The organism is Gaiella sp. (assembly GCF_057140465.1).
The window spans coordinates 12,982-30,724 of record NZ_DBNHWK010000022.1 but is presented as its reverse complement, the minus strand read 5'-3'; the positions used below and the strand labels follow the sequence as shown (position 1 = coordinate 30,724).

The window sequence follows — 17,743 nt, the reverse complement described above, 5'->3', positions numbered from 1 at the left end:
CTGACCCTGCGCGCCTACCGGCGCGCGCTCACCGAGAGAATCGCCATCGACGTCGTCGTTCAGATCGTGCTCGTGCTCGTCGGCCTCGCGCTGGCGATCGGTGCGAGCGACCTCGCCGTCGGGTACACGCGGGCGATCGCGGCGGCGCTGAACGCGCCCGCGTTCCTCGTCGGCGTCGTGCTCGTCTCGATCGGGACCGACCTGCCGGAGATCGCGAACTCGATCGCAGCCCACCTCCAGGACGAAGCGGACGTGAACGTCGGCGACTCGGTCGGCTCGACCCTGACCCAGTACACCTTCGTCCTCGGTCTGTTCCCGATCATCGTTGCGGTGATCGCGGTCTCGCGGCGGCAGGTGGGGATCGTGACGGCGCTCACCGCGGCCGGGCTGGGCTTGACGGCGATCCTGACGTCGGACGGCTACCTGGGTCGTCTCGACGGGATCCTGCTCGTCGCGGCGTGGGTGGTGGCGATCGTGATCGTCGCCCGCGTGGTGGGGGGCGGCGAGGTCGACGAGCCGCCCGACGTGCGGATCTCGCACATGGGCCTGCAGATCGGGGTGCTCTTCGGTGCGCTCGGCGTGGTCGGCTTCGGCGCGACGATCGCCGTGCGGGCGCTCGTCGACCTGGCCGAGACGGTCGGCGTTCCGGAGTTCCTGCTCGCGTTCTTCGGCGCCTCGATGGGAACCTCGGCGCCGGAGATCGCCGTCGATCTGACGGCGTTGGCCCGGGGAGCACCGGGGATCGCGCTCGGCGACGCGCTCGGCAGCTCGCTCGTCGACGCGACCCTGTCGATCGGCGTCGGCCCGATCGTGGCGCCGGCAGCGGTTACGGCCCGGCTCGCCGTGGTCGCCTCCCTCTACTCGCTGGCGGCCGTGGCGCTCGTCGGCTCGGTGCTCTTCTGGCGGCGCCGGCACGACTGGCGGAGCGCCGCTGTCTGCCTCGGCGCGTACCTGCTCGCCTACGTCGTCGTCATCGGCGCCGACTGACCGCGCTCCAGCCGTCGCACCAGCCGGTCCGCGCCGACGGGGTCCGTCAAGCCGTGGGCGAGGATCGACACGAGCACGGTGAACGACGCGACGTCGAACACGAGCGTCCGGTTGCGGTCGGTCGATGCGAGCACGAACAGCGCGAACAGCATCGAGGCCACCCCCTTCGGGCCGAACCAGTGCCATGAAGAGCTTGTGCGAGAGCGGCTCGCGTCCCCGCGAGAACGAGAGCAGCACCGCGATCGGCCGCGCGACGAGCAGCGCGAACGCGATGAACACGGCCAGCCGAGCGGTTGAGCCGCTCCGGCCCGTCGTCACGATGAGGGCGCCGAACACCGTGAACGTGACGACCTGGAAGAGCGCGCTCAGGCTCTCGTTGAACTCGAGGAAGTCGTCGGGGATCTCGTGGCGTGCGACAGCCAGTGCGATACCGCCCACGAAGACGGCGATCAGCCCGTTGGCCCAGCCGGCCTGCTCCGCGATCCCGAAGGCCGCGAGGGCCAGTCCGAGCGCGTACACGCCCTCGTACGCGAGCACGAGGCCGGCGGTCACGGAGAGCACGGAGATCGAGAGGACCGCTCCGCGCAGCCACCCCGAGAGGGCTGCGGCGACCACGAGCAGGCCGCCGACGATCAGCAGCGCCTCCGGAAACCCGACGTCCATCGGGCGACTCTGCGTCCACGGTCCGCACGGGGTGCGGCTTACAGATTCCTAACCGCCAACTCACCTATTGACCCGGACCGGACCCCATACTGGGGCGTATGGGCCGACTGGCCGCTATCGCGTTGGTGCTCCTGCTCGCCGTTCCCGCCGGCGTACTCGCCGCCCGGGCGCCCGTCGGCTCGATCGCGTTCACCGACGCTCGTGGAGAGATCACGATCAAGGGGCGGGGAGTGCTCCTCGCGCGGGTCGACCGTGGCTCGCTGCAGATCGTCGACCTGACGCCGGCCGATCAGTGGAGCCCGCGGGTCAACGGCGTCCCTCGAGGGCGCGTCGTCGGGATGCGCGGCCGCGAGGTGAGCGTCTTCATCCCCGGCGGTCGCTTCCGGATCGTCCTCCGCGGCGAGGGTCTCAACGTCTCCGCGCGGGGGCAGGGCATCGTCACGATCGAGGCCGATCCCGATCAGACGGGCACCGCGGGGACGTACGCGATCGACGACGACGAGATGCAGCCGCTGCCGGAGGTCGTCACCCGTGTTGCGTACGGTTTGGACGTGACGCTCGCGCCGGTCAGCGGAGCCTCGTCGTGAACGGGGCCTCCAACGTCCTCGTGGTCGAGGACGAGACCTCGATCGCGTCGTTCATCTCGCTGTACCTGAAGAACGCCGGTTACACGGTGCGGACGGCCACGACCGGCGGCGCGGCACTGAACGCCGTCGCGGGCGAGATGCCCTCGCTCATCCTCCTCGACCTCAACCTGCCCGACATGGATGGGATCGAGATCTGCCGGCGGGTCCGCAAGACGTCCGACGTGCCGATCCTGATGCTGACGGCCCGTGACGAGGACGTCGACAAGATCATCGGCCTCGAGGTCGGCGCGGACGACTACCTCACGAAGCCGTTCAACCCGCGAGAGCTCGTGGCCCGCGTGAAGGCGGTGCTCCGCCGCACGAGCGGTGACCGACGTCGTGACGAGGGTGCCGAGATCCGCCACGGCGACCTCCTGATCAACGCCGGCCGCCGGGAGGTGTTCGTCGGCGACGAGGAGATCCAGCTCGCGCCGAAGGAGTTCGACCTGCTGTGGGAGCTGCTCGACCACCGCGGGCTCGTGCTCACACGCGACCAGCTGCTGGAGCGCGTGTGGGGCTACACCTTCGCCGGCGACACCCGCACCGTCGACGTGCACGTGCGGCAGATCCGGCGCAAGCTCGGAGACGCGTCGCCGATCGTGACCGTGTGGGGCGTCGGCTACAAGGTCGGGTCCGAGCGCAGCCCTGCCGCGGCGTCGTAGATGAGCTGGGGCCCACCGCTCGGCCGCCCGCCCGGCGGTGACGGGCCGCCCCTCGGCCGGCGATCGCCACCGGGCGTTCCCGCAGGCGCCTACCCTTAGGAGATCATGCTCGGGTCGCTGCGCGTCAGGCTGCCGGCCCTGTTCCTGCTCGGCATCCTCCTCTCGGGCCTCCTCGCGGCGGCGATCGCGCTGCGCCTCTTCCAGGGCTACACCCACGAGCAGTCGCTCGAGGAGCTGCAACGCGAGGCCGCCGGCCTGTCGCAGCTGTACGCGGATGCGGCGCTCCGTGCCGCCGACGAGGGTGCGGCGGCTCCGGACTTCGCCGCCGAGAAGCTCGAGCTGGCGACGGGCGACCGCCTCTTCTACGTGGGCGTCAGCGTCTTCCCCGGCCAGGAGTCGGGCCTGCAACGGATCCCCGAGGCGGCGCTTCCGGGCGACGCTGCGGTGTTCGACGAGCCGACCACCTTCGAGTTCGTTCCGCCCGAGGAGTCCCGGACCTACCTTGCGGCGTCCGAGCCGCTCCGTCTCGAGCCCGAGACCGAGCCCTTCGGGGCCGTGATCGTCGCCAAGCCGCAGACGGCGCTCCGTGACCAGTGGACGCCGCTGATCCCGCGTCTCGCGATCGCCTTCGGCGTGGGCGCCGTGTTCGCCGGGCTGCTCTCCTGGTGGCTCTCGCGGCGCATCACCGAGCCCGTGCTGGTGCTCTCGCGCTCCGCCGACCAGATCGCCGCCGGGGACTACGCCGTCACGGTTCCGCCGGTGCGCGGGAGCGACGAGATCAGCCACCTGTCCGAGCGGTTCGGGGAGATGGCGGAGCGCCTGGCGGCGACCGAGGAGCGGGAGCGCCAGTTCCTGATGACCGTCTCCCACGAGCTGCGGACGCCCCTCACCGCGATCAAGGGCCATGTCGACGCACTGCAGGACGGGCTCGTCGAGGACCCCGAGCTCATGGAGGAGTCGCTGTCGGTCGTCGCCGCCGAGGCGAACAGGCTCGAGCGGCTCGTCGGCGACGTGCTCGACCTCGCGAAGCTCCGCGCCCACCGCTTCACCGTCCAGTCGCAGGAGGTCGACATGGAGCGACTCGTGGAGCACGCCTTCGGCGCGTTCGGCGACGAGGCGCGGCGCCGCGCCATCGACTACCGGTTGACGACCGCGGGCTCGGGCCCGGTGCTGCTCACGGACGGCGATCGGGTGCTGCAGGTGATCACGAACCTCCTCCAGAACGCGTTCCGCTGGACGCCCGACAACGGAGCGGTCGAGCTCTCGCTGTGGCAGGGGAACGGCGCCGTCCGGGTCGACGTCGTCGACTCGGGCCCCGGGATCCCCGACGACGAGCGAGAGGAGATCTTCCGTCCGTTTCATTCGACCGACACGAAGGGCACGGGGCTCGGGCTGCCGATCGCCAGAGAGCTCGCCGTCGCCCTCGGCGGCCGGATCGAGCTCGAGAGCGCGCTCGGCGAGGGGAGCTGCTTCCGGCTCGTCCTCCCGGGCTCGCCGGCGTAGACGTCGGGGCCGGGCGCCCGACGGGTCGGGGCGACGCGTTCCGGGGGCGAGCGCCTCCGGTCGAGGCGGTCAGCCGCTCGCTGCCTGCTTCTGCTTCGTCTTCCAGCTCGTGAGGTCGAACTTCTGGTTCAGCGCCTTCAGCACCTCGCGGGCGATCATGTCTCCGCCCGAGCGCTCGAAGTGCACACCGTCGCTCGCCCGTACCTTGACGGTGTCACCCGCCGGCCCGGCGATCGCCTCGGCGAACCCGCCGTCGCGACCTGCGAAGAGCAGGTACGTGTCGACGTACGTCACCGAGTCCGGTCGCCGGTTCGCCTCGGCGGCGACCGCGGCGTTGACGACGTCGAAGCGTGCCGTCTGCTCGGCGTTCCGCGTCTGCGGAAGCCCGATCCACACCGTGTGCGCTCCGGCCCGCTCGGCCGCGTCGAAGAGCGCCCGGACGCGCCGCCGGTACTCCTTCTGCCATGCCCCGTCGCCGAAGCGCCCGATCGAGACGTCGTCCGGCACTCCCGTCATGTACGCCTTGTCGTCGTTGCCGCCGAAGGCGAGCACGACGACGTTCGGCTTGCGCTTCGCGAGCTGCGACCGGATCTCGCGGAACCAGTTGAAGACGTCGGGACGCGTCAGGCCCGTCGCCACGCGGCCGTCCACACCGAGCGTCTCCATCGCCGCGCTCGCGCCGGCCGCCCGCACGATCGCATAGCCGGGCGTGATCACGAGCGAGTCGCCTGCGACCCAGATCCGGAGCTTCCGCTGCGGCGAGAACGCGGGCTTCGCCGGAGGCTTGGCCGCGGCGGTGCCGGCCGCCGGCGGCGTCGACCCGGTTGCGGCTCCCGACGACCCCGCGGAGCCCTGGGCGGCCGCCGGCGTGGTCGGTGCTGCGACGTCGATGCCGACGTCGGTATCGATCTCGTCGGCGCCGCTGCGCCCGATCGCCGCCTGGACCGCGGCCCGCGGTCGGTCGAGAAGGAGGGCGTGACTGACCCACTCGAGCGGCCCGGTGATCGCCAGGGCGACGTCGCGCTTCCAGCCGTCCGGCTCGTTGAACGCCCGCTTGTGCGCGCCGGGAGCGTTGAGGAGCAAGGCGAGCGCGAGCGCGAGCACCATCACGACGAGGCCGTGCCCCGCGCTCCACAGCCGGCGCTCCGGCTCGGGTGCCGGCGGCCTCGACCGGTGGTCTCGGCGCTCGGTGCGGGCGCGGCTGCGAGGACGGGTCGGTGGCTCGTCGGGCGGCGACGGGGGCGGGGGAGCATCGCCGGCAGGCTCGACGGAGCGCTCCGGCTCGAGGGCGTCGCCGTCGCGGAGCGGCGGGAGTTTGGGGATCTCGGTCTGCGTCATCAGAACTGGAAGTAGATAAAGGGTGCCACGCCCTCAGGACCCATCGCGCTCGTGAGCACGAGTGCGAACGCGAGCACGACCGCCTGTGCCGGCACCGGAAGCCGCGAGAACCGCGCCATGATCAGCCCGGGGATGCGCGCCGGGAGGTACTGGGAACCGATGCCGACGGCGATCGCGAGGAGCACGCCCAACGTCACGAGCGGCGATGCCTCACCCCAGCCGGTGAAGAGCCCGGTGATCATGTCCCAGGCGGCGCCGAACGACTCCGAGCGGAAGAAGATCCAGGCGAAGCAGACGAAGTGGAAGGTGAGGATCCGTGCGAGCCAGACGCGTCGGCGGCTCCGCTCGGGCGGCACGTGCCCCGGGCGGCGCATGCGCCAGCGGTCGAACGCGAGCGCGCCCCCGTGCAGGCCGCCCCAGACGACGAACGTCCACGCGGCCCCGTGCCAGAGGCCGCCGAGCAGCATCGTCAGCATCAGGTTGCGGTACGTGAGGATCGACCCGCGGCGGTTCCCCCCGAGCGGGATGTACACGTAGTCACGGAGCCACCGCGAGAGCGTCATGTGCCAGCGCCGCCAGAAGTCCTGGACGGACGTCGCCGCGTACGGCGAGTCGAAGTTCCGCGGGAACGAGAACCCGAGGAGCAGCGCGATCCCGATCGCCATGTCCGTGTACCCGGAGAAGTCCGCGTAGATCTGGACGGCGTAGGCGTAGACGGCGATCAGGATCTCGAGCGACGAGTGCTGTCCCGGCGCCGCGAACACCTCGTCGACGATGCTCGACGCGAGGTAGTTCGCGATCACCACCTTCTTGAAGAGGCCGGTCGCGATCAGGTAGAAGGCGCGGCTCGTGTCGACCCGCCGCGGGTTGCGGGGCGTGTCGAGCTGGGGGATGAGCTCGCCCGGGCGGACGATCGGGCCGGCCACGAGATGGGGGAAGAACGAGAGGTAGACGGCGAACTTCTCGAGCGACGTCGGCTTGAAGTCCCGGCGGTACGCATCGACGACGTAGCTGATCGCCATGAACGTGTAGAACGAGATCCCGACCGGGAGCACGATCGTGCGGACCTCGAGCGGGGCGTCGAGCCCGACGAGCGAGAAGACGCCGTCGAGCGACTCGACGAAGAAGTCGTAGTACTTGAAGTAGCCGAGCACTCCCAGGTTCCCGGCGAGCGCGAGCACGAGCAGCGCCTTGCGGCGCCCGGGGCTCTCCGTGTGCCAGATGCGGACGGCGAGGACCTGGTTCCAGAGCGTCGCCCCCGCGAGGAGGAACAGGAAGCGCCAGTCCCATCCCGCGTAGAAGACGAAGCTCGCGACGATCATGAACGGCCGCCAGCGGTGCACGTGCGGCATCAGCAGCCACGAGAGCGGCAGCACCGCGAGGAAGAACAGCGCGAACGTCGGTGTGGGGAAGAGCATCCTGCGCGGTGGCTGGCGAGTCGAGGGCGCGGGGCGCGCCTCGGGCTCGTCGATTCCTGTGCGTCCGGTCGGTGGCGGGTCGGGTGGAGAGGCCGATCGGTCGTCGACCGATCACGGCGCCGTGCCGGCGCGGGCCCGAGCCGGCACGGCGCGACCGACGGCGACTATAGCCTCGCGGCCAGAAGGCACGGCCTCGACGGGCGTGGCGCCTGAAGATGCCGGCGCTCGGCGTGCTCGGCGACGCCGGCGGGTCCTCGCAGCGCTCGGCGCGTGTCGTGCAAACCTCCACCGGGTCGGGCAAACCTGCTGCGCTGAGAAGGGGTACGGCCTGTTTCTCCAAACGTCTTGTAGGAAAATGCCCGTCGCGGTCGTAGCAACCGAGACAACCGTCGATTCGCACACCCACCAGGGAGGACACGCATGAGCACAGCAGTCGGAAGGCCGGTCGGCGTGACCGTCGTCGCCGTCATCGCCACCATCCAGGGGATCATCGGTCTCGCCGTGGGCATCGGCCTGATCGTCGAGAAGAACAGCGACACCCTGCTCAGCCACATCGATCAGTCGAGCGGCACCGTGGCGACGTACGGCGTGATGGCGATCATCTGGGGAGCGCTCGCGCTCCTCGTCGCCTGGGGCCTCTGGACCGGCGGCGGCTGGGCGCGTATCCTCGTCGCGATCCTCGAGATCCTCCACGTCGCGGGTGGCGTATGGCTTCTGTTCTGGTGGAACGGGCACTACCTCTGGCAGGGCATCTGGCAGATCGCCGTCGCCCTGTTCGTGCTCTGGCTGCTCTTCAACCCGCGCGCTGACGAGTTCTTCGAGGGACGGTCCCGCACGGCGTGATCTCTCCGGGACGAGTGGGCGGGGGTGCCCCGAGGTGCGTGGGTGCCCCCGCCCGACGTCTCGCGGTCGTCGCCCCGGGCAGGCTCTCGCCCGCGGCGCCGACGACGACCACGGCGGTGCACGGGGCCGGTGCCGTGCCGCTCGTGGCGACGCCGGAACGTCCGTGCCGAGGCCGATCGGCGCCTCCCCGGTGGTGACGTGACGCTCCGGCGGCGACGCCTGCACGAGCCTGGATGAGCTGGAGCCTGCGCACCGGGCTCGCGGTGGTCAACGTCGCTCTCGAGGGCATGGCGACCTTCGGGGCCGCCGCGGCGGGCGACGCGAGCCGCGTCCTCGTCGATCGCGACGGGTTCGCGGAGAAGGTCGCCGAGGCGGTGGGCTGGGTCGTCTCGTCGGCGTCGATGAGTGACGCGCTCGCGAGTCTCGCCGGGGTCGGCGACGTCGCCGCCGTCGCCCGGGAGATCCCCGGGGTCGCCTCGTGAACCTGTTCCGGTTCATCCCGGGCTACGAGTCCGGCGTCTACGAGAGCGGCCGTGAGCCTGCCCTCGTGATGCTGGTCGCCTTCCTGGTCACCTTCGCGATCACCCGCGGCTACACGCGGATCGCGCGCGTCCGCGGGTGGGGCAGTGCCCACGTGGGCAGGGTGCACATGCACCATCTCGTCGTCGGGCTCGTGCTCGCGCTGGGTGCCGGCGCGCTCCAGTTCGCCTTCCTCCTCGAGGAGGGCTTCCTCCAGCTTCTGCTCGCCGCGACGTTCGGCTCGGGAGCGGCGCTCGTCCTCGACGAGTTCGCGCTCGTCTTCCACCTCGAGGACGTCTACTGGGAGCGCGAGGGCCGCAAGTCGGTGGATGCCGTCGTCGTCGCCGTCACCCTCGGGGCGCTCTTCCTGCTCCATGCGGCTCCGCTCGGCACCGGCGGCGCGGAGGGGTCGCGGGTCTCGATCACGATCGCGATCGCGGTCAACCTCGCGTTCGTGGTCGTCGCGGCGCTCAAGGGGAAGCTCTTCATGGCGACCTTCGGCGTGTTCGCGCCGTTCGTCTCGCTCGTCGGCGCGATCAGGCTCGCCGAGCCGAGCTCGATCTGGGCGCGTCGCCGCTATCCGCCCGACTCGAAGCAGCGGGTGCGCTCCGAGGAGCGGTACGCACGCTACGAGGCACGCTGGCGCCCTCGCAAGGAGCGTGCGTGGGATCTGATCGGCGGCAAGACCGGGAGGTCGTCGGCCCGGGCCGACTGACGGCTCCGGCCGGTCGGGGGCAGCCGGCGGTGCGTGGCCTCCGGGGCAGGGCGCTGCGCGGCCCGCGGTGGACGGAGCGCGCCGCGCCTCAGCCGTGGCGCAGGCGCCGTTCGATCTCGACGATCGTGTGCTCCTCGTCCGCGCTCACCGGCTCGCGCTCGCCCGAGTCGGGGGCGGCTTCGGCCATCGCACGCGCGACGCCGAGCACCCAGCCCGTGTAGCCCTCGGCCTCGCCGGGAGAGAGCTTCCTCGCGGCGAGCCCCGCCCGGTCGACTCCGTCGAGGCCGGCGGTGCGCTTGAACTCGCGATCGTCCTCGTCGCCCGTCTCGAGGAAGGCACGGGTCACCTCCTCGTGCTCCCGCACGTGCTCCGCCAGCGCCTCGATCAGATCATGCGCCTCGGCGTCGGTCGGGATCTCGGTCGTGGCGCGACCGCCCGCGAGCGACTCCTTGAGGGCGCCGACGAAGCCCGGCCTGCTCGTCGCCAGCATCGCCGCGGCTGCGGCCACCGGCCCTGCGGCGAGCGCGTCCCACTCGTCGTCCGTCAGGCGGTTCCTGGAATCCATCCGGTGCTCCTTGTCGCTCGAGGATGCGTCACCGCGCGTCGGCGCCGCCGACGCGCCGTTGGGAATCTACTCACCGTCCCGCAAGCCGTGTGTCCCGAAGGGTTGCGCGCCAGAGCCGGTCGTTTCGCGATCATTCACGACGCCCTGGCACGATGCGGGCTTCGGAAGTCGCGACCTCCACGAAAGGAGCACACGATGATCCTCACCACGGGACCCGCCGTCGAAGGACGCCCGGTCAAGCAGTACCTCGGTGTCGTCTCCTCGCAGGCGATCATGGGCATCAACGTCGGCAAGGACCTGATGGCGGGGATGCGCAATATCGTCGGCGGCCGCTCGAAGTCGTACGAGGGCGAGATCGCGCAGGCGGTGAACGACGTGATGACGGAGCTCACGCACGGGGCGGAGAACCTCGGGGCGGACGCCGTGCTCAGCATCGACATCGACTACGAGAGTGTCGGCACCGGGGGCATGCTGATGGTCGCGGCGAGCGGCACCGCCGTGAAGCTCGGCTGACGATCGCGTCGACGGTCGGCGCATGCCGCGGGATCGCCCGCGGGCTCGACGGCCACGAGACCCAGGGTGCGACGACCGGCGGGCGGCCCTCTCCGTCCGGAGCGCCGTCACCGGCGGCGTGCGGCCTCGGGACGGCTGGCCGTGCGGCTACCCTGGGACGCGATCGTCCCACGCCCCACCGCCGCCCGGTGGCGCCCCTCCTCGATGCGAAAGCTCACGATCGTCGCTGCCCTGCTCGTCGGCCTCGCCGGCACGGCCCTGGTCGCCGTGGCGACGCGCGGTGACGACTCGGGCCCACGGCGCACCGGCAGCATCGCCCTCGTCGGCGACTCGCTCAACGTCGGCATCGAGCCGTACGTCGCCGAGGAGCTCGACGGGTGGACGATCGCGAACGACAACGTCGTCGGGCGCAGGGGGGAGGAGGGGCTCGCAGAACTGGAGCGGATGCAGGCCGAGCTCGCCCCCGTCGTCGTCGTCAGCCTCGGCACGAACGACCCGCAGGACGACGTCGACGGCTTCCGTCGTCTCGTCGACGACGTCATCCGCGCCGCGGGGCCGACGCGCTGCGTCGTCTGGTCGACGATCTGGCGCGACGGTCCGAACGAGGGCTTCAACGCCGTCCTCCGCGACGCGACGGACCGTCACCGCACGCTCGAGGTCGCCGACTGGGCGAGCCTCGTCGCGGCCCGCCCCGAGCTCCTCGCGCCCGACGGTGTCCACGGGAGCCCCGAGGGGTACGCGGCGCGCGCCGCGCAGGTCGCACGGATGGCGGAGGACTGCTATCCGGCGTCGGAGCCGGTGTCGTGACGGGCGCCTTTACGGAAGGTTCACGCGCGCCCGCTACGGTCACCGGCGTGCGCCGCCTGCTCGTCGTCGCCTCGCTCACCCTGGCCGTGGCCCTCACCGCGAGCGTCACCGCCGCGGACGCGAAGAAGCCCATCCGCGTGACCTTCGTCGGCGACTCGGTCGCCGCGTCGATCTACTACGCGTCCACCGCCCAGGCCCAGCTGAGGCGCGGCTTCAAGGTCAAGCTCGACCTCCGCGTCTGCCGGCGGCTCGTGACGACCGGCTGTCCCTACCAGGGATCCCGGCCGACGACCGCCCTCGAGGCGGTGCATGGCTACGGGCGGGCTCTGGGCGACGTGCTGATCGTCAAGGTCGGCTACAACGAGTCCGCACAGGGGTACCGGCAGGGGATCGACCAGGTGATGCGGGCGGCGCTCGCACAGGGTGCCGCCGGCGTGGTCTGGGTGACGCTCCGCGAGACGCAGGACACGTACCGGTGGACGAACGTCGCGATCAAGACGGCGGCGAAGCGCTGGCCGCACCTCGTCGTCGCCGACTGGAACGCCTACAGCCGCGGCAAGCCGTGGTTCGGGAGCGACGGGCTCCACCTCACAGCCGCGGGCGCAACCGCGCTCGCCGCGTTCCTCCGCCCGTACGTGCTCAAGGCGGCCGGGACCGCCAACCTGCCGCGGGTCGCCGCGGGCTGAGCCCTCCGTTGGCCGGGCTACCCGGCCTGCGCGTACGCCGAGTGCGTCGCGGCGTCCGCGGAGCGAGCGCCGGGCGGCAGCGGCACGACGCCGCCCGTCTCCGCCTCGGCTCCGTGCTGCTCGATGCGCCGCAGCCGCTCGTCCACGCCACGCCATCCGCTCGCCACGAGGTCGACGAGGACGGAGAGGTCGTCGATCCGCGCGGCCCGCTCCGCCAGCACCTCCTGCTCGAGACGCTCGAGCCGGCGGTTCGCCTGGTTGACGAGCCCCTTGATCTCCGCCAGCGTCCGCGCCACCGGGACGACCTGACGGCGCAGGCCCTCCTCGACGGCGAGACCGACCTGGTCCGGGAGCTGCGACTGCAGCTCGTCCGCAGCCGCCGTGAGCGCATCGATCTGCGCGCGCGCGCGGACGAGCGCCGCTTCCATCCTCGTCGTCTCGAAGCGGGTCTCCCGCGACTCCGCGACGCGCTTCCGTGCCCGCTCCAATGCCTGATCGTCCATGGCCGGCAAGGCTACTCTGGCCGTCGGATGAGATCGTCCGAGCTCGACTACGACCTGCCCGACGAGCTCGTCGCGCAGCACCCCGCCGAGCCGCGCGACACGTCTCGGCTCCTCGTGTACCGGCGCGCCGACGGCGAGATCCGCCATCGGACGTTCCGTGACCTGCCCGCCGAGGTCGACGGCCTCCTCGCCGTCGTCAACGACTCCCGGGTCGTCCCGGGACGCCTCCGCCTGCGCCGGTCGAGCGGCGGAGCGGTCGAGGTGCTGCTCGTCGAGTACCGGGGGAGCCGGGAGTGGGAGGCGCTCGCCCGACCGTCACGACGACTCCGGCGCGGCGAGCGGCTCGGCCCCGTCGAGCTCGTCGCGCCGCTCGGCGGCGGGCGGTGGATCGTGCGCCTCGAGGGAGAGCCACGGGGGACGATGCCGCTGCCGCCCTACATCCACGCCCCGCTGAGCGACCAGGATCGCTACCAGACCGTCTACGCGAACAAGGCGGGCTCGGGCGCGGCGCCGACCGCCGGGCTGCACTTCACGCCCGCGCTGCTCGCCCGTCTCGACCACGAACGCGTGACGCTCCACGTCGGCCTCGACACGTTCCGTCCGCTCGCCGTCGAGACCGTGGAGGAGCACGAGCTCCACGGCGAGCGCTACGAGGTGACGGAGGCGGCGTGGGCGCGGATCGCCGCCGCGGAGCGGGTGCTCGCGGTCGGGACGACGTCGACGCGCGTGCTGGAGACGGTCGCCCGCAGCGGTGAGCTCCGCGGGAGGACGAGCCTGTTCATCACGCCGGGATTCGCGTTCCGGCGGGTCGACGCGCTGTTGACGAACTTCCACCTGCCGCGGTCGACGCTGCTCGCGCTCGTGATGGCGTTCGCGGGCATCGAGGAGACGAGACGGCTCTACGAGGTCGCGATCGCGGAGCGCTACCGGTTCTACTCGTTCGGCGACGCGATGCTGATCCTGTGAGCGGCGGTCGCGTACCGTCCCGGACGTGAGCGCGTTCTCGCTCGAGGCCACCGACGGCCACGCCCGTGCCGGTGTGATCTCCACCGCGCACGGCCCGATCCCCACGCCGGCGTTCATGCCGGTCGGGACGAAGGCGACCGTGAAGACCCTGCATCCCGACGAGGTGCGTGCGCTCGGCGCCAGCGTCGTGCTCGGGAACACCTACCACCTCCACTTCCGTCCCGGCGAGGACGTGATCGAGGAGCTCGGCGGGTTGCACGCGTTCTCCGGCTGGGACGGGCCGATCCTCACCGACTCGGGTGGGTTCCAGGTCTTCTCCCTGCGACACACCCTGCTCGCCGTCGACGACGACGGGGTCACCTTCCGCTCGGTCTACGACGGCCGGGCGGAGCGGTTCACGCCGGAGTCGGTGGCCGAGATCCAGCGCCGGCTCGGGTCGGACATCGCGATGTGCCTCGACATCTGTCCTCCGGCCTCCGCGACGCACGAGGAGCACGAGGAGGCGGTGCGGCGCACGACGATCTGGGCGGAGCGGCAGCTCGAGCTCCCCCGGGGGCCGGGTCAGCTGCGCTTCGCGATCGCGCAGGGAGGGACCGACGAGGGCCTCCGCCGGCGGTCGATCGCCGAGGTGACCGCCCTGCCGTTCGACGGGTTCGCGCTCGGCGGGCTCGCGGTCGGCGAGAGCAGGGCCGAGATGCTGGAGACCGTGGGGTGGGCCGCGACGCTCCTTCCGACGGACCGGCCGCGGTACTTCATGGGGCTCGGGGACCCGGAGGGGATTCTCGAGGTCGTCGCGCGGGGGATCGACATCTTCGACTGCGTGCTGCCGACGCGCATGGCCCGCACCGGGACGGCGCTCACGGCGGACGGCCGGCTCAACCTGCGGAACGCGCGCTTCGTGCGGGATCCGGGGCCGATCGAGGAGGGCTGCGGGTGCCCGGTGTGCACGCGGTTCTCGCGCGCCTACGTCAGGCACCTCGTGAACCAGGAGGAGCTTCTCGCGCTGCGACTCCTCACCCAGCACAACCTCTGGTTCGTCCTGCGGCTCACGGCCGGCGCCCGTGAGGCGATCCTGCGCGGCGACTTCGATCGGTACCGTCGCGAGGCGCTCGCGCGACTCCACGGCGCCGCCTCTGCATAATCTATGGAGCTAGCGATCGGGGCGACCGAGCCCCAGGGAGAGCCGTGGCCAGTCTGATCATCATCGTCGCCATGTTCGTGCTGCTGTGGATCCTGCTGATCCGCCCGCAGCGGACGCGGCAGCAGAAGCAGCAGCAGATGCTCTCGTCGATCGACGTCGGGGACGAGATCCTCACCGTCGGCGGCCTGTACGGCATCGTGCAGGAGATCGACGAGGAGGAGGACCTCGTCGTCGAGATCGCCGAGGGGATCCAGGTGCGCATCGCACGCCGCGCCGTCGGCACCGTCGTCAAGCCCGACGAGGACGAGGACGACGAGGTCGTGGGCGACGCCGACGCCGTCGAGGACGAGCTCGTCACCGTCCCCGAGGGCGACGCCAGCCTCGAGGCGACGCAGAAGCGCATGTCCTGAGCCTCGGTGCGCCGAAGAAGGGGTCGTTGCCACTCGTGAGGAATCCGTGTGCATGCACCCGCCTGAACACCGTTCCAACACGGGCACCGCTACCCTGACCGCCGGATCGTGACACGTCGCGCAGCCATCATCGTCCTCGGGCTGGTCGTGGCCGCCCTCGTCGGCGTCGCGCTCCTCGCCATCCCTGCGAGCCCACTGCACAAGGAGACGACGCTCGGGCTCGACCTCCAGGGCGGGCTCGAGGTCACGCTCCAGGCGGTCCCACCGGCCGACCGTGAGCTGACCGACGACGACCTCGATCGATCGGTCGAGATCATGCGCAACCGCGTCGACCGCCTCGGTGTCGCCGAGCCCGAGATCCGGAAGCAGGGGAGCGACCAGATCACGATCCAGCTCCCCGGCGTCCGCGACCCGGAGGCGGCGGCGAAGGTGATCGGGAAGACCGCCCAGCTCGAGCTCTACGATCTCGAGACGTCGCTCACCGGCCCGTCGATCGACGCCCGTGGGAACCCCGTCCCGACGCCCAGGCTGTACGACCTGCTCGCGCGCGTGCAGTCGGTCGCGGAGTCCGGGAACCCCGACCAGTGGTACGTCTTCAACGCCAAGAAGAAGCTGCTCGTCGGCCCGGTCGCCACGCGCGAGGCGGCGCTCGAGCAGTGGGACGGGAAGCTGCCGAAGGGGCACAAGCTGTTCGCCGCGCCGGAGGGCACGGTCGCCGTCACCTGCGGCCCGAACGCCGTGGTGTGCCCGGGGCAGCCCGGGAACCAGCGCTCCTGGTACCTGTTCAAGTACGAGCCGCCGGAGATCCCGCAGATGACGGGAGCCGACCTCAAGCTCTCCGGCACCCGTGCGGACTTCGACACGAGCCCGGGTGGCGGCGGAGCGCCGATCGTGACGATGGAGTTCACGGACCGGGGCGCGAAGAAGTTCGAGGAGATCACCCGCGACGAGTGGATCCGCGGACGCGTCCGGCAGGCGCCGCAGCACTTCGCGATCGTGCTCGACCGCGAGATCAGGACGTGGCCGCAGATCGACTACACGGACTCGTCGCTCTCGGGCGGCATCGGCGGCGGTCGCGCCCAGATCCAGGGGCTCCAGTCGCTCGACGAGGCGAAGGACATCGCGATCGTGCTCCAGACGGGCGCGCTGCCCGTGAAGTTCGTGACGCTCGACCAGACGGCGATCTCCGCCACGCTCGGCAAGGACTCGCTCGACGAGGCGAAGCGTGCGGCCTTGATCGGCCTCCTGGCGGTCGTAATCTTCCTGCTCGTCGTCTACCGGTTCCTCGGCGTCGTCGCGGTGCTCGGGCTGTTCGTCTACGCGGCGTTCCTCTACGCGACGATCCTGCTCTTCAACGTCACGCTCACCTTGCCCGGCATCGCCGGGCTCGTGCTCACACTGGGGGTGGCGGCCGACGCCAACATCGTCATCTTCGAGCGCATCAAGGAGGAGGCCCGCGCGGGCCGGTCGATCCGGGCCGCGATCTCGACGGGGTACTCGAAGGGCTTCGCGACGATCGTGGACGCGAACGTCGTCACCGCGATCACCGCCCTCGTCCTGTTCGCCGTCGCCACCTCGAGCGTCCGGGGCTTCGCGCTGATGCTGCTGATCGGGACGGCGATCTCGATGCTCACGGCCGTGCTCGCCACGCGCGCGTTCCTCGCCGTGCTCGCCGGCCTGCGCCTGCTCGACAACCCGCGCCTGATGGGAGCATCGGGCGGTGGGATCCCGTCGTGGCTCAAGCTCGACTACATCGGGCTGCGGCGCTACTGGTTCGGCTTCTCCGCCGTCGTCCTCGCGATCGCGATCCTCGCGATCGGGATCAAGGGGCTGAACCTCGGCATCGACTTCGAGGGCGGGACGCAGCTGAGCTTCAAGACGCCCGCTCCGGTCGCACTCGAGGACGTCCGCGCGGTCGCCGGGGACGTCGGCCAGGCCGACGCGGTGATCCAGGGACGCGGAGCGACGAGAGACGGCGGCTACCAGGACTTCCAGATCCGCACCGAGACGCTGACGACGGACGAGACACGCAGGCTCCAGTCCGGCCTCGAGCGGGAGGTCGATGCGCAGGCGTTCGGGGCGAAGAACGTCTCCGCGAGCTTCGGTCGTCAGATCGCGAACTCGGCAATCCTCGCCATCGTCGTCTCGCTGCTCCTGATCGTCGGGTACATCTCGGTTCGCTTCCAGTGGAAGTTCGCGGTACCGGTGCTCGTCGCCCTCGCGCACGACGTCCTGATCACCATCGGGATCTACGCGCTCCTCGGCCGGGAGGTGACGACGGCGACGGTCGCAGCGATCCTCACGGTGCTCGGGTACTCGATCTACGACACGATCATCATCTTCGACCGCATCCGCGAGAACATGCCCCTGATGAAGCGGGCGCCGTTCCGCGTCATCGGCAACGTCTCGCTGTGGGAGACGATCCCGCGCTCCCTGGCGACGACCTTCATCACGCTCCTCCCGATCATCTCGCTCTTCGCCTTCGGCGGCGACACGCTCAAGGACTTCGCGTTCGCGCTGCTCGTCGGGATCGGGTCCGGGGCCTACTCGTCGATCTTCGTCGGTGCGCCGCTGCTCGCGGTCTTCAAGGAGCGCGAGCCGGAGTACGCGCGCCGTCGCGACGACGAGGTGGCGCTCGCCGACGTGCAGTCGGTCGGCGGTGCGCTCGCCGCCGCCGCGGAGGAGGTCGCCGGGGAGCCGGCGTCCTCGGTCGCGGTGGCGACGGCTCCTGCCGGAGCCGAGGAGGCGCCTCCCGCGCCGTCGCCGCCGTCGGCGAAGCGCGAGCGGCGCCGTCAGCGTCGTTCGACGCGGCCGCACGGCCGGGCGCGCTGACGGCCGAGCACCGCGCGGTCGTACCCGGCACCGATCTCTGCTACAC

The 17,743-nt window shown here is 71.3% G+C and carries 19 protein-coding genes; 14 read left to right on the top strand and 5 right to left on the bottom strand.

The genetic code is table 11. The features are described from left to right. The first annotated feature begins 66 nt into the window (after nucleotides 1-66). Nucleotides 67-987 carry a sodium:calcium antiporter gene (locus AC162C_RS02890; RefSeq protein WP_484096234.1) on the top strand — a complete coding sequence of 307 codons (921 nt, stop codon included), beginning with the start codon at nucleotides 67-69 and terminating at the stop codon, nucleotides 985-987. Here the strand turns inward: AC162C_RS02890 and AC162C_RS02885 are convergent. Continuing rightward, complete coding sequence (locus tag AC162C_RS02885) at nucleotides 960-1,139, bottom strand: hypothetical protein (protein ID WP_484096233.1); 180 nt, start codon at nucleotides 1,137-1,139, stop codon at nucleotides 960-962. The genes AC162C_RS02890 and AC162C_RS02885 overlap by 28 nt on opposite strands. 609 nt (nucleotides 1,140-1,748) lie before the next feature. Here AC162C_RS02885 and AC162C_RS02880 point away from each other — a divergent pair. From AC162C_RS02880 to AC162C_RS02870, 3 genes are all read left to right on the top strand, one after another. Then, nucleotides 1,749-2,237, top strand: a complete 489-nt coding sequence (locus tag AC162C_RS02880; protein WP_484096232.1) for a hypothetical protein — start codon at nucleotides 1,749-1,751, stop codon at nucleotides 2,235-2,237. After that, nucleotides 2,234-2,938 carry a response regulator transcription factor gene (locus tag AC162C_RS02875; RefSeq protein ID WP_462973173.1) on the top strand — a complete coding sequence of 235 codons (705 nt, stop codon included), beginning with the start codon at nucleotides 2,234-2,236 and terminating at the stop codon, nucleotides 2,936-2,938. The genes AC162C_RS02880 and AC162C_RS02875 overlap by 4 nt, the downstream gene beginning before the upstream one ends. Nucleotides 2,939-3,043: 105 nt before the next feature. Continuing rightward, complete coding sequence (locus tag AC162C_RS02870; RefSeq protein WP_484096231.1) at nucleotides 3,044-4,441, top strand: sensor histidine kinase; 1,398 nt, start codon at nucleotides 3,044-3,046, stop codon at nucleotides 4,439-4,441. 69 nt (nucleotides 4,442-4,510) lie between these two features. Here AC162C_RS02870 and AC162C_RS02865 read toward each other — a convergent pair whose 3' ends face one another. Both AC162C_RS02865 and AC162C_RS02860 read right to left on the bottom strand, forming a co-directional pair. Beyond that, on the bottom strand, nucleotides 4,511-5,779 hold the full coding sequence (locus AC162C_RS02865; RefSeq protein WP_484096230.1) for a DUF459 domain-containing protein: 1,269 nt from the start codon (nucleotides 5,777-5,779) through the stop codon (nucleotides 4,511-4,513). Then, on the bottom strand, nucleotides 5,779-7,197 hold the full coding sequence (locus AC162C_RS02860; RefSeq protein ID WP_484096229.1) for an MBOAT family O-acyltransferase: 1,419 nt from the start codon (nucleotides 7,195-7,197) through the stop codon (nucleotides 5,779-5,781). The genes AC162C_RS02865 and AC162C_RS02860 overlap by 1 nt, the downstream gene beginning before the upstream one ends. 420 nt (nucleotides 7,198-7,617) lie before the next feature. Here AC162C_RS02860 and AC162C_RS02855 point away from each other — a divergent pair, with 420 nt between their 5' ends. The 3 genes from AC162C_RS02855 to AC162C_RS02845 all read left to right on the top strand — a co-directional run bounded on the left by AC162C_RS02855 (nucleotide 7,618) and on the right by AC162C_RS02845 (nucleotide 9,274). Continuing rightward, nucleotides 7,618-8,040, top strand: coding sequence for a hypothetical protein (locus AC162C_RS02855; protein WP_484096228.1), 423 nt, complete (start codon nucleotides 7,618-7,620; stop codon nucleotides 8,038-8,040). 233 nt (nucleotides 8,041-8,273) lie between these two features. Next, nucleotides 8,274-8,522 (top strand): hypothetical protein, encoded by a 249-nt coding sequence (locus AC162C_RS02850; RefSeq protein WP_484096227.1) that lies wholly within the window; start codon nucleotides 8,274-8,276, stop codon nucleotides 8,520-8,522. Continuing rightward, nucleotides 8,519-9,274: a hypothetical protein gene (locus tag AC162C_RS02845; protein WP_484096226.1), complete on the top strand. Its 756-nt coding sequence runs from the start codon at nucleotides 8,519-8,521 to the stop codon at nucleotides 9,272-9,274. The genes AC162C_RS02850 and AC162C_RS02845 overlap by 4 nt, the downstream gene beginning before the upstream one ends. Before the next feature lie 88 nt (nucleotides 9,275-9,362). Here AC162C_RS02845 and AC162C_RS02840 read toward each other — a convergent pair whose 3' ends face one another. Beyond that, nucleotides 9,363-9,839 carry a hypothetical protein gene (locus tag AC162C_RS02840; RefSeq protein ID WP_484096225.1) on the bottom strand — a complete coding sequence of 159 codons (477 nt, stop codon included), beginning with the start codon at nucleotides 9,837-9,839 and terminating at the stop codon, nucleotides 9,363-9,365. 195 nt (nucleotides 9,840-10,034) lie between these two features. Here AC162C_RS02840 and AC162C_RS02835 point away from each other — a divergent pair, with 195 nt between their 5' ends. The 3 genes from AC162C_RS02835 to AC162C_RS02825 all read left to right on the top strand — a co-directional run bounded on the left by AC162C_RS02835 (nucleotide 10,035) and on the right by AC162C_RS02825 (nucleotide 11,845). Further along, entirely contained in the window at nucleotides 10,035-10,352 is a 318-nt protein-coding gene (locus AC162C_RS02835; protein ID WP_462973162.1) for a YbjQ family protein, read from the top strand. 204 nt (nucleotides 10,353-10,556) lie between these two features. Further along, the gene (locus tag AC162C_RS02830; protein ID WP_484096224.1) at nucleotides 10,557-11,159 is read left to right on the top strand and encodes a GDSL-type esterase/lipase family protein; all 603 of its coding nucleotides are present in this window, start codon (nucleotides 10,557-10,559) and stop codon (nucleotides 11,157-11,159) included. A gap of 47 nt (nucleotides 11,160-11,206) precedes the next feature. Then, nucleotides 11,207-11,845 (top strand): SGNH/GDSL hydrolase family protein, encoded by a 639-nt coding sequence (locus AC162C_RS02825; RefSeq protein ID WP_484096223.1) that lies wholly within the window; start codon nucleotides 11,207-11,209, stop codon nucleotides 11,843-11,845. 17 nt (nucleotides 11,846-11,862) lie between these two features. Here the strand turns inward: AC162C_RS02825 and AC162C_RS02820 are convergent, their stop codons facing one another. Then, nucleotides 11,863-12,348: a hypothetical protein gene (locus tag AC162C_RS02820; RefSeq protein ID WP_462973156.1), complete on the bottom strand. Its 486-nt coding sequence runs from the start codon at nucleotides 12,346-12,348 to the stop codon at nucleotides 11,863-11,865. A 27-nt stretch (nucleotides 12,349-12,375) separates the two neighbouring features. Between AC162C_RS02820 and queA the strand changes: the two genes are divergently transcribed. From queA to secD, 4 genes are all read left to right on the top strand, one after another. Further along, entirely contained in the window at nucleotides 12,376-13,314 is a 939-nt protein-coding gene (gene queA / locus AC162C_RS02815; protein ID WP_484096222.1) for a tRNA preQ1(34) S-adenosylmethionine ribosyltransferase-isomerase QueA, read from the top strand. A gap of 25 nt (nucleotides 13,315-13,339) precedes the next feature. Then, on the top strand, nucleotides 13,340-14,455 hold the full coding sequence (gene tgt / locus AC162C_RS02810; protein WP_484096221.1) for a tRNA guanosine(34) transglycosylase Tgt: 1,116 nt from the start codon (nucleotides 13,340-13,342) through the stop codon (nucleotides 14,453-14,455). Between the two features lie 44 nt (nucleotides 14,456-14,499). After that, the gene (gene yajC, locus AC162C_RS02805) at nucleotides 14,500-14,865 is read left to right on the top strand and encodes a preprotein translocase subunit YajC (RefSeq protein WP_462973153.1); all 366 of its coding nucleotides are present in this window, start codon (nucleotides 14,500-14,502) and stop codon (nucleotides 14,863-14,865) included. Between the two features lie 108 nt (nucleotides 14,866-14,973). Continuing rightward, nucleotides 14,974-17,697 (top strand): protein translocase subunit SecD, encoded by a 2,724-nt coding sequence (gene secD, locus AC162C_RS02800; protein ID WP_484096220.1) that lies wholly within the window; start codon nucleotides 14,974-14,976, stop codon nucleotides 17,695-17,697. The last annotated feature ends 46 nt before the right edge of the window (nucleotides 17,698-17,743 follow it).

What these genes read in the sequence shown, in the direction of transcription:
- AC162C_RS02885 (WP_484096233.1), bottom strand. Translation starts at nt 1,139, where the DNA reads ATGCTGTTCGCGCTGTTCGTGCTCGCATCGACCGACCGCAACCGGACG.
- AC162C_RS02880 (WP_484096232.1), top strand. Translation starts at nt 1,749, where the DNA reads ATGGGCCGACTGGCCGCTATCGCGTTGGTGCTCCTGCTCGCCGTTCCC.
- AC162C_RS02870 (WP_484096231.1), top strand. Translation starts at nt 3,044, where the DNA reads ATGCTCGGGTCGCTGCGCGTCAGGCTGCCGGCCCTGTTCCTGCTCGGC.
- AC162C_RS02865 (WP_484096230.1), bottom strand. Translation starts at nt 5,779, where the DNA reads ATGACGCAGACCGAGATCCCCAAACTCCCGCCGCTCCGCGACGGCGAC.
- AC162C_RS02860 (WP_484096229.1), bottom strand. Translation starts at nt 7,197, where the DNA reads ATGCTCTTCCCCACACCGACGTTCGCGCTGTTCTTCCTCGCGGTGCTG.
- AC162C_RS02855 (WP_484096228.1), top strand. Translation starts at nt 7,618, where the DNA reads ATGAGCACAGCAGTCGGAAGGCCGGTCGGCGTGACCGTCGTCGCCGTC.
- AC162C_RS02850 (WP_484096227.1), top strand. Translation starts at nt 8,274, where the DNA reads ATGAGCTGGAGCCTGCGCACCGGGCTCGCGGTGGTCAACGTCGCTCTC.
- AC162C_RS02840 (WP_484096225.1), bottom strand. Translation starts at nt 9,839, where the DNA reads ATGGATTCCAGGAACCGCCTGACGGACGACGAGTGGGACGCGCTCGCC.
- AC162C_RS02835 (WP_462973162.1), top strand. Translation starts at nt 10,035, where the DNA reads ATGATCCTCACCACGGGACCCGCCGTCGAAGGACGCCCGGTCAAGCAG.
- AC162C_RS02830 (WP_484096224.1), top strand. Translation starts at nt 10,557, where the DNA reads ATGCGAAAGCTCACGATCGTCGCTGCCCTGCTCGTCGGCCTCGCCGGC.
- AC162C_RS02820 (WP_462973156.1), bottom strand. Translation starts at nt 12,348, where the DNA reads ATGGACGATCAGGCATTGGAGCGGGCACGGAAGCGCGTCGCGGAGTCG.
- queA (WP_484096222.1), top strand. Translation starts at nt 12,376, where the DNA reads ATGAGATCGTCCGAGCTCGACTACGACCTGCCCGACGAGCTCGTCGCG.